Below are 12,929 nucleotides of genomic sequence, written 5' to 3' on the forward strand. Positions count from 1 at the left end.
CCCCCGTTCGTTCGGACCCGGTGACTCGGCCCTCAGCCCTTCAGGACCTCGCCCCTCAGACCCCATCGCCCTCAGCCGCCGTGCTCAGATACGGCATCAGCTGTTCGGCCAGCTTCTCGCGGGAGTCCGCTTCGAGGCCTGCGACGCCCGTGAGGTAGATGGCGTTGAGGAGCTGGTCCGTGGCCAGTTCGCCGGTGCCGGCACGGGTCAGGAAGTCGGTGATCAGGGTCTGTGCCTGTGCGTCGGGTTCGCCGAGGTGGGCGCGGACGATGTCGGTGAGCTGGGTGTGGTCGGGGCGGCGCAGCCGCAGGCGGACGCAGCGGCGGAGGAACGCCGGCGGGAACTCGCGTTCGCCGTTGCTGGTCAGGACGACGAAGGGGAAGGCACGGCAGCGGACCCGGCCGCGCAGGACCGGCGCGGGGGTGTCCGTGCCGTCGGCCAGGACCTGGGCCCTGCTGTCGGGGGAGTGGCGGGCCGCGCGTACCAGTTCGGGGATCTCGTACTGGCCCTCCTCCAGGATGTTCAGCAGGTCGTTCGGCAGGTCGAGGTCGCTCTTGTCGATCTCGTCGACGAGGAGGGCGCGGGGGCGGTCGTAGGGGAGGAGGGCCGTGCCGAGCGGACCCAGCCGCAGGTGGTCCTCGACGCCGTCGGGGGCCGGGCCGTGGCCGCCGTCCCGCCGCGCCGCGTACAGGCGGGACAGCGGATCGTACTGGTAGAGCCCGTCGGCGAGGGTGCTGCGGCTGGTGATGTTCCAGCGCAGGACGGGGCCGAGGCGCAGCTCGCGGGCGACGGCGTAGGCGAGGGACGACTTGCCCGTGCCGGGCGGGCCGGTGACCAGCAGCGGGCGGCGCAGACACAGGGCGGCGTTGACCAGCTGGATGCTCTCCGGTGTCGGCACGTACGTCCTTGCCCGGTGTGCGCGGTCCGGTGAGACGGCCGACTCGTCGTCGGTGTCGGCGGGCGGCGGCAGCGCGGGGCCGCCGTCGAAGGCCCGCCAGGGCGGCGGGACGGGCAGCTCGGCGATGCCGTCGTGCGGCTCGTTGGTGCCGGTGTAGACGGACCAGTGCGGCATGGTGCGCTCTCTCCGGGGGCGGGTGCGGGTGCGGGGCGGGTGCGGGGCGGGGCGGGTCAGGCGACGGGTGACCGGGTGTGTACGGCCGTGGCGTGCGGGTCGGTGAAGCGGCGTGGGTCGTCCCACAGAAGCTGGATGTCACGCGCCCAGTGGTCGTCCTCCGCGTCGGCCCGCTGACGCAGACTCAGGACGCGGCGCGGGAGCTGGGCGGGCGGCACTCGGGAGACGAGTCCGTCGAGGGCGTCCAGGAACGCCGTACCGGGGCAGTCGTCGCTGCTCGCGCAGTCCGCCTCCTGAGGGTCGCAGCCCCGCCGCGTCCACACGATCACCGGTGCCGGTGCGGTGACCGACGTCTCGAAGTGCGGGCGGGTGCGGGCCGCGCGGGGCGTCGCGCCGAAGCCCGCCAGACAGATCTCGGACTGCAGCAGGGCCAGCCGGAGCTTTCTGGGGTCCTCGGCGCCGCCGCAGGACACGCGGTGCACGCGGGCGCCCGCGCGGGAGTCCAGGCGTTGCCAGGCGCTGGTGAGGACGTGTCGGGTGCTGGTTCTGCGCCGGGCGTGGTCGGTGACGACCACCGGGTGGACGCAGCCCAGCGGGGTGTCGTCGTCGGGACCCTTCTCCCAGCGGTCGACCGGCCAGTCCAGCCAGTCGCGGGGCAGCGCGAAGGCGATCAACTCGTCGGCGCCGGGCGTCAGATGACAGAACGCGTCCTCGATACGGTCCTGGACACACGCCCGCAGCCGGGCCTTCGGGACGGTCTCCGCGGGGACCGGGTGCCGGCGCCCCGCGCTGTACGCGGACACCTCGACCCGCACCAGGTCGTCACCGGCGCCGCTGTGACCGAGCTCGACCAGGATGGCGCCGGTCTCGGCCCGGGGCGGGGCGGTGAGCAGGGCGTCGAGCCGGTCCGTGAACCGCGTCACGGTGGCCGGGTCGTCCACCTCGCACAGCGCGAACCATGCCGCCGCCCACAGCGACCCGAACCCCTCGGCCGGCGGCAACGGATCGAACGGCCCGGCCGCGCCGGCGTACAGCCGCACGGGATCGCAGTCGAGACCGGCACGGGCGGCCTTCTCGACGAGGGCGCGCAGCCGGGGGCCGTCGGGATGGCCGGCGACCGCGGCGGGCGCTCCGGGCGGGCGCGCTGGACCGGGGGCGGGCGTCCAGTGGGAGCGCACCGGACGTGGAGCGGGCGGCCCGGACACGTCATGGGCGTGTCCGGTGCCCGGTAACGGTGCGCCCCGGACGTACCCCGGCCCCGGCGTCCCCCACGGGCGTGCGGACCCCGGCACCGGTACAAGCGCGCTCAGGTCGGGCCAGTAGCGGGCCAGGACATGTGTGGGCATCATCCGGCCGGTGCGCACGTCGTGCGGGCGGGCCGCTGCCGTGACCATGCCGATGACCTCACCGGTGTCGACCAGGGCGACCGCGGCGCCGCTGAAGCCGACGGCGAGCGGCTGGCCGTGGCCGCTCCAGGCCTCCAGCTGGATCCACTCCCCGCTGATCAGCCACTCGGTCACGCCGCGGAACTCGGCGATCGTGCCGTCGACGTCGTACCCGGCCGGGAACCCGTAGGCGACGAGCTTGCGGTCGCCGAGCGCGACGTCGGCGGGCGCGAGCGGGGCCGGGGTGATCGGCACCTCGCGGTCCAGCTCCAGAACCGCCAGATCGCCCAGTTCGCAGGCGCGGCCGTCCCAGCCGCCGTGCACGACGACCCGCGCGGCCACGGGAGCGTCCGCCGGACGCTGCGGGAAGGTCACCGTCACCGGGTCGAGGTCGCTGTTCTCGACGACATGCGCGCAGGTCAGCACCTTGTCGCGGGCCACCAGGAAGCCCGCGCCGGACACCCGGCCGCCGCACTCGATCCGGGCGTGCCACTCGGCACCCTTCAGGCCTGTCATGACGCCCCCGTCATCCCGCTGCTCGTCGTCGTTCGTCAAGCATGCCCATTGTCCTGGAAGGCAGTTGGGGTTGTCCCGGTTTCCCACCCCTCCCCGCGACACCGCCTACCTTTCGACGACTCCCCGGATCACCCCCAACTCCACCAAATCCTGCGGCCGAATCCGAAGCTGATCCGCCGTCGCCTCCACCTCCCCCACCCCTCGCTTCAGAATCGCCGCCGCCAACTCCGGCGCGATCACCGAGAAGTAACTGTCGGGCGTCGCCCAGGTGTTGCCCGGTGCCGCCAGTGCCAGCGCGCCGCCCGAGCCGCCCTCGCCGATGAGCAGCGTGGTGATCGGGACGCGGGCGCCGGCCACCGCGGCGAAAAGGTCCGCGATCGCCGCGCCGACCCCCTGCCGCTCCGCCTCCGCGTCGTTGGCGGCGCCCGGCGTGTCCACCAGGGTGAGCACCGGGATGCCTAGCCGGTCCGCGAGGCGGATCAGGCGGGTGGCGGTGCGGTAGCCGGCGGGGCGGGTGGCGGTGCCGGTCTGGGCGGCGTAGGCGACCGTACGGCCGTCGTGGGTGCCGAAGCCGCAGCGGATGCCCGCGTTGTCGGTGCCGCCGCAGCGATCGCCGCTGATCGTGACGCGGGTGGTGAAGCAGGCGTCCAAGTAGGCCTCGGCGTGCGGGCGTTGCGGGGCACGGGCCCGCCGGACCGCCTCCCAGCCGGTGGCCGGCAGGTCGGGCGTGCCCAGGGCGGGGGGTACCGGCGCCTCCAGCGCGGGCGGTCCCGCCAGCAGCCGCAGCCACCGCCCCAGCTCCGCCCGCAGCTCCTGCGGCCGGACCACCGCGTCGACCGCCCCCGCCGCCAGCTGCGCCTGCGCCGTGTACGCCGCCGGATCGGCATCGGGCGGGCGGACCCGGGAGCCCGCGAAGCCGACCTGGGCGCCGGACAGGGCGAGGGTCACGTCGGCGCCCGCGCCGAGGGTGGCCCAGCCGCCGCCGGTCGTCGGGTCCCGCAGGACCGCGATCTGCGCCAGGCCCGCCTCCCGGGTGAGCGTCGACTGCCGTGCCACGCGCTGGAGTTGGGTCAGCGCGAACATGCCCTCCTGCATCCGGCTGCCGCCGGTGGCGACCAGCGGGACGACCGGGAGGCGGTGGGTGCGGGCATGGGTGTACGCCGCCTCCAGGCGGTCCCCGGTGCGCCGGCCGAGTGAGCCGCCCAGGAAGCCGAACTCGAAGACCAGCAGCACGACCCGGGTGCCCGCCACGCTCGCCGTGCCGCAGACGACCGACTCCTCCTCACCGGTGCGCTCGCCGGCACGCGCGCGTGAGGCGTCGTAGCCCTGCCAGCCGAGCGGGCCGTCCGGCCCGGAGTCCCCTGCCGGGTACGGGAGTTCGGTGAAGGTCGAGTCGTCGGCGACCAGCGCGATCGTCTCGCGTGCCGAGGGGCGCCGCTCAGTCATGGGCCAGGGCCCGCTTCATGATCTTCCCCATGTCGTTGCGGGGGAGGGCGTCGAGGTAGTGGACCCGGCGCGGCCGCTTGTGCGGGGCCAGGCGGGCGGCGACATGGTCAGCCAACTCAACGGCTCCCGGAGGTGATTGGGGATCCGCCGGGACGATCCACGCCACGATCCGCTCGCCCAGGTCGGCGTCCGGTTCGCCGGTGACGGCCGCCTCCCGCACGCCCGGGTGCTCGAGGAGGGCGTTCTCGATCTCGCCCGCCCCGATCTTGTAACCCCCGCTCTTGATCAGGTCGGTGGCCTTGCGGCCGACGATCCGGACGTACCCGTCGGGGTCGCGCATCGCCATGTCGCCGGTGCGGAACCAGCCGTCCTCGGTGAACGCGGCCGCCGTCGCGTCGGGGCGGTTGAGGTACTCGGTGAACAGGTTCGGGCCGCGCACCTGGATCTCGCCCACGGTCTCGCCGTCGTACGACGTGATCGGTGTCCCGTCCTCCTCCACCAGCCGCAGCTCCACGCCCGGCAGCGGCACGCCCACCGCACCGGGCCGCGGCTCGCCGTCCGCGCGGACGCTGGTGTTCATCAGCGTCTCCGTCATGCCGTACCGCTCGATGACCCGCTGTCCGGTCGCGGCCGTGATCCGCTCGTGGTCGTGGACGGGGAGCGCGGCGGAGCCCGAGACCAGCAGGCGGGCCTTGCCGAGTGCCTGCGCCAGCCCCGGGTCCGCGGGGAGCACCTGGGCGATGCGGTGGTACATCGTCGGCACGCCGAACAGCATGGTCGCGCCGTCGTTCAGCTCGCGTGCGACGCCGTCCGTGTCGAACCGGCCCAGGTGGCGCACGGATCCGCCGCGGCGCAGCGGGCCCAGGATGCCGAGGACCAGGCCGTGCACATGGAACAGCGGCAGGCCGTGCACGAGGGTGTCGTCGCCGGTCCACTGCCAGGCGTCGGCGAGCGCGTCCAGGGTGGCGGTGATCGCCCGGCGGGGGATGACCGCGCCCTTGGGTGGGCCGGTGGTGCCGGAGGTGTAGACGACGAGGGCCGGGTCGCTCTCGCCGGCCTGCTCGGTCGGGCGGGGCGCGGCGGCCCGTACGTCCACGTCCACCCGCGCCAACTCGCGGACGGGTGAGGGGAGTTCATCGCCGGGTGCGGCGAGTACGAGACTCGGCGTGCTGTCGGACAGGATGTGCCCCAGCTCCTTCTCGCCCGACTTCGGGTTGAGCGGTACGGCGGCGATCCCGGCCTCCAGCGCCGCGACCACCGCGACGGCGGTCTCCAGGGTCGGCGTCGCCCACACGGCGACCCGCGCCTCGCCCGCGATCCGGCCCGCGAGGGCACCGGTCGCGGCGGAGAGCTCCGCGTAGGTCAGGGCCCGGTCACCGAACCGCAGGGCAACTCGCCCGGCCGGACCGGCCGTCAGGGCCGGGAAGAGAGTGGACACGCGTCGTACTCCTCAGCTGTCTCTGTCTGTTGTCGCCTGGTCGCCCGTCGTGTCGTGCTCGTAGGTCTACGACCTACCCCCAGCCCGGCACGACCAGCACCAGCCACACCACCGCGGGCACCGCCGCCACCACGATCCCTCCGTACACCATCAGCTGCCGGAAGAAACGCTCACGGTCGACGTCCGGTGCCGCGGCGAGTACCAGCGCGCCGTTCGTCGAGAACGGACTCACGTCCACGACAGTCGCCGACACCGCGAGCGCCGCCACCATGCCGACCGCCCCGATCTCGCCCTGCGCCAGAAACGGCACGGCGAGCGGGATGAGCGCGCCCATGATGCCGACGGACGAGGCGAACGCCGACACGAGCGCGCCGATGTAGCAGAGCAGGACGGCGGCCAGCAGCGGCACGCCGATGCCGCCGACACCCTCGCCGGCCCAGGTGATGGTGCCCATCTCGTCGAGCACGCCGACGTACGTCAGCACACCGCAGATCAGCAGCACCGTGGGCCAGGCGATCTCGCCGACGGCCTTGCGGCTGTCATCCGGCCAGACGGCGCTGAGGACGACGGCGAGGGTGATCGCGGTCAGGCCCGCGTCCAGGTCGAGGACGAGGACGGCGATGACGAGGGCGACCAGGGAGAGGAGGGTCGCTGTACGGGGTGGGGTGAGGGGGAGGGCGGAGGTGGTGGTGTGGGCAGGGGTCGTTTCGCGGGTGGCGGTCGTGGTGGGGGAGGGGTGGGTGCCAGGAGCTGTCGTCGTTCCTGTGCCGGCCCGTTGTGGCTGGTCGCGCAGTTCCCCGCGCCCCTTCAGGGCGCCTGCGTCGCCCTCTGGCATCGAGCCCTGCCGCCACAGCCGGAGCCCCCCGCATACGACGAACACCACGCCCGCGATGACGACGTTGACGACCAGCGAGGCCAGGAACAGCGCGATCTCGTTGCCCGGCAGCTTCTCGCGTTCGACGATGCCGTTGACGATCGAGCCGTAGATACTGATCGGCGAGAAGCCGCCGGCCTGGGCGCCGTGCACGACCATCGCGCCCATCAGCAGCGGGCTGATCCCGTAGCGGGCGGCGAAGCTCAGCGCAATCGGCGCGACGATCGCGACCGCGGCGGGGCTCACGGCACCAATGGCGGTGAGCGCGCCGGTGAGGGCGAACATCACCCAGGGGATGAGCGCCACCCGGCCCCGGACGAGCCGGATCGAGGCGTGCACCAGCCAGTCGGTGGTGCCGTTGGCGCGGGCGATCGCGAAGAGGTACGTGACGCCGACGAGGACGACGAAGAGGTCCCCGGGGAAGCCGGCGAAGATGCCGTCCGCGTCGAGGTCGGCAACGAGGGTGCCGACGGCGAAGGCGGCGGCGAAGGCGAGCGCGCCCATGTTGATCGAGCGGGTGGTGGCGATGACGAACACCACGGCGAGGACGAGGATCGAGATGAGTTCGGGGGACATGCGGGCTCCCGTCTTTGGGTCCCGAGCGATGGAAAGCGGAAGGAAGGCGAAGGAGAGGGAGTGAGAGCGCGGGAAAGTGAGGGGATGAGTGGACGAGTGGCTGAGCCAATCGGGGCGCCTGGCTGGTTAGCGTGGGTGCGCTCGGCGGGCGCGTCAAGGGGTCGCGCGCAAATTGGCTGAGCCACTCTTCCACTCGGGGTCCCGGTGTTACGCTCCCGACGAGAGGGGGAGCCCGTGACCGACGCCCTGCGCCCCATGGCCAAACAGCGCCTGTACGAGCAGGTGCTCGACCGGCTTCGGCAGTACGTCACCGAGGGCGGCCTGCGTGCCGGTGACCGCCTGCCGCCCGAACGGGACCTGGCACAACGGCTGGGCGTCAGCCGCGCCTCGGTGAAGCAGGCCATCGTGGTCCTGGAGGTCCAGGGTCTGGTGGAGGCGCGGCACGGCGGCGGCACGTACCTGGTCCGCGACAGCCTCGACGTGGAGCCGGTCGAGAAGCTGGTCGAGCGCCGCAGGCGCCTCCCCGACGTATTGGAGGCCCGCGAGGCCCTGGAGACGAAACTCGCCGAACTCGCCGCGGAGCGCCGTACGGACGACGACCTCGCGGCGATGCGGGCGGCCCTCGCGCACATGGCCGGGGAGATCGAGGGCGACGGTCACGGCGTGGAGGGCGACCGCCTCTTCCACGCCGCGGTCACCGCCGCCGCCCACAGCAGCATCCTCGCCGAGTTCATGCGCTCCATCGCCGACCAGATCGCCGAGAGCCGCACGGAGTCGCTCCGCCAGCCGCACCGCCCTGCCCGCTCCCTCGCCCAGCACCAGGCCATCCTGGACGCCATCGCCGACCGGCGGCCCGGTCGGGCGGCAGCGGCGATGCGCCGCCATGTCCGTACGGTCGCGAAGGTGCGGTTGCTGGACTGGCAGCCGGAGGAAGAGGACCGGTAGAGAGCGTCGGTCAGGCCGGCGCCCCCACCACGTCCGCCACCACACAACTCACGTTGTCCGGGCCGCCCGCCTCGTTCGCCGCGTCGATCAGGGCGTGTACGGCGGTGTCGGGGGACGGGGCGGTGGTGAGCAGATGGCGGATACGGGCGTCGGGGACGACCGTGGACAGGCCGTCGGAGCAGAGGAGATAGCGGTCGCCGGGCTCGGCGTCCCGGAGGCGCAGGTCCGGGGGAGTGGCCGGGGAGAGGGTCTTCAGGAGCAGGGAGCGCTGGGGGTGGCTCGTGGCCTCCTCCGGTGTCAGCCGGCCCTCGTCGATCAGCGACTGGACCAGCGTGTGGTCCTCGGTGACGCGGAACAGGGCGCCGTCGCGGAGCAGATAGGCGCGGGAGTCGCCGATGTGGACCAGGGCCAGCCGGGAGCCCGTCCACAGCAGTGCCGTCAGGGTCGTACCGGCGTCCTCGGAGGTACCGTCCACCGCGTCCCGGACCGCCTCCGTGGCGCCCCGCACCGCCTCCTCCAGCAGGTTCAGGACGTCGCCCGCCGGGAGTTCGGCCGTGTCCAGGAAGCGCAGCGCCTCCACTGCCGCGCTGCTCGCGGGGACGCCCGCGGGGCCGAAGCCGTCGGCCACCGCGAGCAGCCGGGTGCCGGCGTAGGCGGTGTCCTGGTTGGCGGGGCGGGTCCGGCCCCGGTCGGAGTGGGCGGCGTAGCGGAGTTCCAGCATGGTGGTCCTTCCTCGGTACTGCGACGAGTTGGTCGACGAGGAACGCGGCGAGATCCCGCCGTACGGCCGTCTCCACCTCGACCTGCGCCCAGTAGGCGCGGATCGCGTGGGCGGCGTCGGCCGGCGGCAACGCGCACACCTGACGGATGCGGGCCAGCGGCATGCCGAGCCGCCGCAGCCACGCCACCAGGCGGGCCCGCTCCAGCTGGTCGACGGCGTAGTACCGGTACCCGGTGTCCGGGTCGACCCGGCGGGGCTTGAGCAGCTCCAGGTCGTCGTACAGCCGCAGTGCCTTCGGCGACAGGCGGCAGGCCTTCGAGAAGGCCCCGATCGTCAGCATGGTCTCGCGCATCCAGATCCCCTCCGGTTCCTCGGCACCGATGCTGTGGCTTCACCGAAGGTGAAGGTCAAGCGGCCCGCCACGGTTCCGGGAGCGCTGCCCGGGAAGCGCTTGTTAGCCTGCGGATCGCACAGCCGTGCTACCGGCCGTGCTGCCTGCCGTCCTGTCTGCGTCCGACCTGGAGGAACCCACCGTGGCCCGCATCGCCCTCGTCACCTGCCGTCCCGGCCCCGAGGTCGCCGTCGACCGCGACCTCCCGGTGCTGGTGCGGGCGCTGCGGGAGGCCGGGGCCGAGGCGGAGACCGTGTACTGGGACGACGAGCAGGTCGACTGGGGCGGGTACGACCTCGCCGTGATCCGCTCCACCTGGGACTACAGCTGGCGCGCGGACGAGTTCCTGGCCTGGGCGGAGCGCTGCGGCAAGGCCACCCGGCTGGCGAACCCGGCCGAGGTGGTCCGCTGGAACGCCGACAAGCGCTACCTCGGCGACCTCGCCGAGGCCGGGCTGCCCGTGGTGCCCACCCGCTACTTCGCCCCCGGTGACACCCCCGACCTCCCCCTCGACCACGAGTACGTCATCAAGCCCACCTCCGGCGCCGGCGCCCGCTTCGCCGCCCGGTACACGCCCGACGGGCACGACACGGCCGTACGGCACCTCGCGCGCATGCATGCCGAGGGGCTCACGGCGATGGTGCAGCCGTATGTGCAGGGCATCGACGTCAGCGGGGAGCGAGCCCTGCAGTTCTACGGCGGCCGCCTGCTGCACGCCAGCCGCAAGGGTGCCGTCCTGACCCCCGGCACGCCGTACGACGAGCACAAGGTCGCCCACCCCGGCCTCGGACCCTGGACCCCCACCCCGGCCGAACTCACCGTCGCCGAACGCGCCCTGGCCGCCGTACCGCACACCGCCGAGCTGCTGTACGCGCGCGTGGACCTCGTCGACGGTGAGGACGGGCCGGGCGGGCAGCCGCGGGTGATGGAGCTGGAGCTCGTCGAGCCGAATCTGTTCCTGTCGCTGCATCCCGGGTCGGTGCCGGGGGTCGTGGCGGCGATTCTCGCCGCGGCCGTCGGCTAGCCGCGAACCGCCACCCGCTGCAACAACCCCCACGTGAACTCCGCCACCACCTCACGCCGCACGCCCTCCCCGTCCGGCGCGGCGAACGCCAGACCCCAGCGTGTCGGGGCCGTTCCCTCCAGGGGCCGGGCGGGGGCGAAGGCGCGGGCCGCCTCGTCGACCGTGCAGGACCAAGGGGTGAGGTCGGACAGGGTTCGCAGGGGTGGGGCCTCGGCTCCCGGGGCGCGGACGAGCCACTCGTTCCAGACCGCGCCGTTCGGGGCGAGCAGCACCTCGAAGCGGAGGCCGGGCCAGAGCGGGACCGGCCACAGCCAGGCCTCGCAGTCCAGGTCGCCGACCTTGCGGGTGATGACCGACTCGGGTGCGCCCAGCACGGAGCGGTAGCGGGAGGCGGCCCCGCGGGCTCGCGGGGAGCGGACCATCGCCTGCCAGCGCTTGTTGGCCTCGCGCATGTCGGCGATTGAGACGCCCAGTTCGTGGCGGGCGCCGTCCACGAGGTCCGGGTTGTGGTCGGCCATGCGGCGCAGCAGCACCAGCTGGAAGTCGAGCGGCGTGAAGGGGCTAGCGGGGTGCTTTCCGGAGGGCATGCGATCCATCGTCGCCCACGGGGCGGCGGCCGTCGGGGAGAAAGAGGACCGAGTTGACGTACCGGGGGCCGCGGAACGGCAGCACCCGGCGCAGCAGGCCGTGGGTGACGACATGGGCTGCCTCGGCCTGGTGGGCCTCCAGCGGGAAGGCGGACAGGGGGATCCAGTCGCGGCCCGGCAGGACCCAGCCGTCGTAGCCGAGCAGGGAGAGATACGTCAGCACCGGGGCGATCGGCTGGATGCGGGACTCCAGCTCGACGAACAGGGCGGGCCGGTCGCGCGCGAGGAGTCCGGTCGCGCCGCGCAGCACAGCGAGCTCGCTGCCGTCCACGTCGACCTTGACGAAACCGACGTCCTTGAGGCCGAGTTCGTCGAGGGTGACGCAGCTGACCGGCAGCGCCGTGGCGTGGATGTTCCGGCGGACCAGGGAGGACACCCCCCGGTCGCCCGCGTCGTGCGGCGGCAGCCAGAGCCGGGCCGCGCCGGGGCGCTCGGCCGCCGCGGCCTGTACGACCCGGACGTTGGGCGGTGCGGTCGCGGCGAGGAGCCGCGCGAGGTGCGGGACCGGTTCCACGGTCACCACCCGGCGGGCCCTTCTCGACAGTCGCCGCGTCCACGGGCCGTACCATCCGCCGACGTCCACGGCCGTCCCGCACCCGGCGGGGCACAGCTCCGCCAGCCGGGCCAGCTCGGGCTCGAAGCGCGGGTACACGGCCCGGGCGACGGCGGCGACCAGGCGGGTGGGCAGCAGGGGGGCGATGCTCGCGGCCAGGGTCATGGGGCCATCCGTTTGAGTAGTTCCTCGTGTTCGTCGTCGGAGACCTGCTCCCCCGAGGCCGGCAGCAGCTGGGGGATGCCGTCCACGATCGGGTAACGGCGGTGCAGGCGCGGGTTGTAGAGCGCCTCGGCCGCCGCCTCCTCCGCCGCACCCGGCCCGTCCGGCACGACGAGGTGCAACGGCCCTTTGTCGAGTGGGCACGCCAGGATCTGGAGCAACGGGTCGTCGGGCTTCATGGTGGGGTCAACTCCTTGGCTCCGATCGGGGATTGGGGAGACGGTGCGGCCGGTGGGTCGTGCCTCGGCATCGACAGCAGTACGACGACGGCGAGCGCCGTACCCGCGACCCGCAGCGCCAGCCGCAGCGGTTCCTCGGGCAGCGCCTCGCCGAACGACAGCGTGCCGAGTACGGCCGTGTACAGGCAGGTCACCGTCGTGCACACCGGCACGATCAGCGAGGCCCGGCAGCGTTGCAGCGCCGCCTGCGACATGACCAGCCCGAACGCGCCGGTGAACAGCAGGAGGTACGGGTACGGCGAGCGCAGCAGATCCAGTACGGCGCCGCCGATTCCGCTCGTCGTCAGATAGCTCGACACTCCCTTGATGGCCAGCGAGCTGACCCCGTACAGCAGCCCCACCGCCACCCCGTACTCGACGCCGGTCGTCGGCAGCCGGTGCCGGTGCCGGGCCCTGCGCTCGGCGGAGTTGTACAGCCACACGCCCGCCGCCAGCGAGGGCACGCACACCAGCAGGATCAGCGGATACGGGGCGGCCCGGCCGACGGTCTCGCCGCCGCCCGGTCCCTCCCGCAGGGACAGCACGACCATCAGCAGCGCGGCGAGGATCGCACCGAGCGCGTACCGCTCCCGCCCGCTGGTCTCCTCTCCCAGCAGCCGTGCCGAGAGCAGCACGAGGAGCACGAGTCCGGAGACGAAGATGCCCTGCGCGGCGGCGATGGGCAGCGTGCGGTAGACGACGAGCTGCGCTCCGAAACCGGCGGCGAGGGCGAGCGAGCCGCCGATCCACAGCGGGCTGCCGAGCACCAGCCGCAGCAGCCGGGCGGGCTGCCGGATGCTCACCTGCGGAAGTGAGGTGAGCGCCCGTTTCTCCAGGACGAAACCGAGGCTGTACAGGGTGTTCGCCATCAGGGCCGCGCCCACTCCCCACCACATGGTGT

11 protein-coding genes and 1 pseudogene are annotated in these 12,929 nt (G+C 73.5%); 2 read left to right on the forward strand and 10 right to left on the reverse strand.

From position 1 onward, the window contains the following. Positions 1-55: 55 nt before the first annotated feature. The 5 genes from ACWGDB_RS10665 to ACWGDB_RS10685 form a co-directional block, all read right to left on the reverse strand. On the reverse strand, positions 56-1,072 hold the full coding sequence (locus ACWGDB_RS10665; protein WP_453822099.1) for an AAA family ATPase: 1,017 nt from the start codon (positions 1,070-1,072) through the stop codon (positions 56-58). A gap of 56 nt (positions 1,073-1,128) precedes the next feature. Beyond that, positions 1,129-3,012 (reverse strand): VMAP-C domain-containing protein, encoded by a 1,884-nt coding sequence (locus ACWGDB_RS10670; protein WP_453822100.1) that lies wholly within the window; start codon positions 3,010-3,012, stop codon positions 1,129-1,131. A 66-nt stretch (positions 3,013-3,078) separates the two neighbouring features. Beyond that, entirely contained in the window at positions 3,079-4,419 is a 1,341-nt protein-coding gene (locus tag ACWGDB_RS10675) for a carboxyl transferase domain-containing protein (protein ID WP_453822101.1), read from the reverse strand. Continuing rightward, positions 4,412-5,857 (reverse strand): acyl-CoA synthetase, encoded by a 1,446-nt coding sequence (locus ACWGDB_RS10680; RefSeq protein ID WP_453822102.1) that lies wholly within the window; start codon positions 5,855-5,857, stop codon positions 4,412-4,414. Before ACWGDB_RS10680 ends, ACWGDB_RS10675 begins: the two co-directional genes overlap by 8 nt. A gap of 73 nt (positions 5,858-5,930) precedes the next feature. Then, positions 5,931-7,307, reverse strand: coding sequence for an SLC13 family permease (locus ACWGDB_RS10685; RefSeq protein ID WP_453822103.1), 1,377 nt, complete (start codon positions 7,305-7,307; stop codon positions 5,931-5,933). 234 nt (positions 7,308-7,541) lie between these two features. Here ACWGDB_RS10685 and ACWGDB_RS10690 point away from each other — a divergent pair, with 234 nt between their 5' ends. Continuing rightward, positions 7,542-8,252: a FadR/GntR family transcriptional regulator gene (locus ACWGDB_RS10690; protein WP_427841209.1), complete on the forward strand. Its 711-nt coding sequence runs from the start codon at positions 7,542-7,544 to the stop codon at positions 8,250-8,252. 10 nt (positions 8,253-8,262) lie between these two features. On the opposite strand, the pseudogene ACWGDB_RS10695 reads toward ACWGDB_RS10690, so the two are convergent. Beyond that, positions 8,263-9,313 (reverse strand): annotated as a pseudogene (locus ACWGDB_RS10695) (MerR family transcriptional regulator). A gap of 193 nt (positions 9,314-9,506) precedes the next feature. On the opposite strand from ACWGDB_RS10695, the gene ACWGDB_RS10700 reads away from it, so the two are divergent. Continuing rightward, on the forward strand, positions 9,507-10,388 hold the full coding sequence (locus tag ACWGDB_RS10700; RefSeq protein ID WP_453822179.1) for an ATP-grasp domain-containing protein: 882 nt from the start codon (positions 9,507-9,509) through the stop codon (positions 10,386-10,388). Here the strand turns inward: ACWGDB_RS10700 and ACWGDB_RS10705 are convergent. The 4 genes from ACWGDB_RS10705 to ACWGDB_RS10720 are packed head-to-tail and all read right to left on the reverse strand — an operon-like array spanning position 10,385 to position 12,912. Next, entirely contained in the window at positions 10,385-10,984 is a 600-nt protein-coding gene (locus ACWGDB_RS10705; protein ID WP_453822104.1) for a hypothetical protein, read from the reverse strand. The genes ACWGDB_RS10700 and ACWGDB_RS10705 overlap by 4 nt on opposite strands. Beyond that, positions 10,950-11,753 (reverse strand): FkbM family methyltransferase, encoded by an 804-nt coding sequence (locus tag ACWGDB_RS10710; protein ID WP_453822105.1) that lies wholly within the window; start codon positions 11,751-11,753, stop codon positions 10,950-10,952. Before ACWGDB_RS10710 ends, ACWGDB_RS10705 begins: the two co-directional genes overlap by 35 nt. Next, a complete protein-coding gene (locus tag ACWGDB_RS10715) occupies positions 11,750-11,989 on the reverse strand; it encodes a Trm112 family protein (RefSeq protein ID WP_383624420.1) in 240 nt (79 codons plus the stop codon). Before ACWGDB_RS10715 ends, ACWGDB_RS10710 begins: the two co-directional genes overlap by 4 nt. Next, complete coding sequence (locus ACWGDB_RS10720) at positions 11,986-12,912, reverse strand: hypothetical protein (protein WP_453822180.1); 927 nt, start codon at positions 12,910-12,912, stop codon at positions 11,986-11,988. Before ACWGDB_RS10720 ends, ACWGDB_RS10715 begins: the two co-directional genes overlap by 4 nt. Between the last annotated feature and the right edge of the window lie 17 nt (positions 12,913-12,929).

The organism is Streptomyces sp. NPDC055013, assembly GCF_053608645.1.

What these genes read in the sequence shown, in the direction of transcription:
- ACWGDB_RS10665 (WP_453822099.1), bottom strand. Translation starts at nt 1,072, where the DNA reads ATGCCGCACTGGTCCGTCTACACCGGCACCAACGAGCCGCACGACGGC.
- ACWGDB_RS10675 (WP_453822101.1), bottom strand. Translation starts at nt 4,419, where the DNA reads ATGACTGAGCGGCGCCCCTCGGCACGCGAGACGATCGCGCTGGTCGCC.
- ACWGDB_RS10685 (WP_453822103.1), bottom strand. Translation starts at nt 7,307, where the DNA reads ATGTCCCCCGAACTCATCTCGATCCTCGTCCTCGCCGTGGTGTTCGTC.
- ACWGDB_RS10705 (WP_453822104.1), bottom strand. Translation starts at nt 10,984, where the DNA reads ATGGATCGCATGCCCTCCGGAAAGCACCCCGCTAGCCCCTTCACGCCG.
- ACWGDB_RS10710 (WP_453822105.1), bottom strand. Translation starts at nt 11,753, where the DNA reads ATGACCCTGGCCGCGAGCATCGCCCCCCTGCTGCCCACCCGCCTGGTC.
- ACWGDB_RS10715 (WP_383624420.1), bottom strand. Translation starts at nt 11,989, where the DNA reads ATGAAGCCCGACGACCCGTTGCTCCAGATCCTGGCGTGCCCACTCGAC.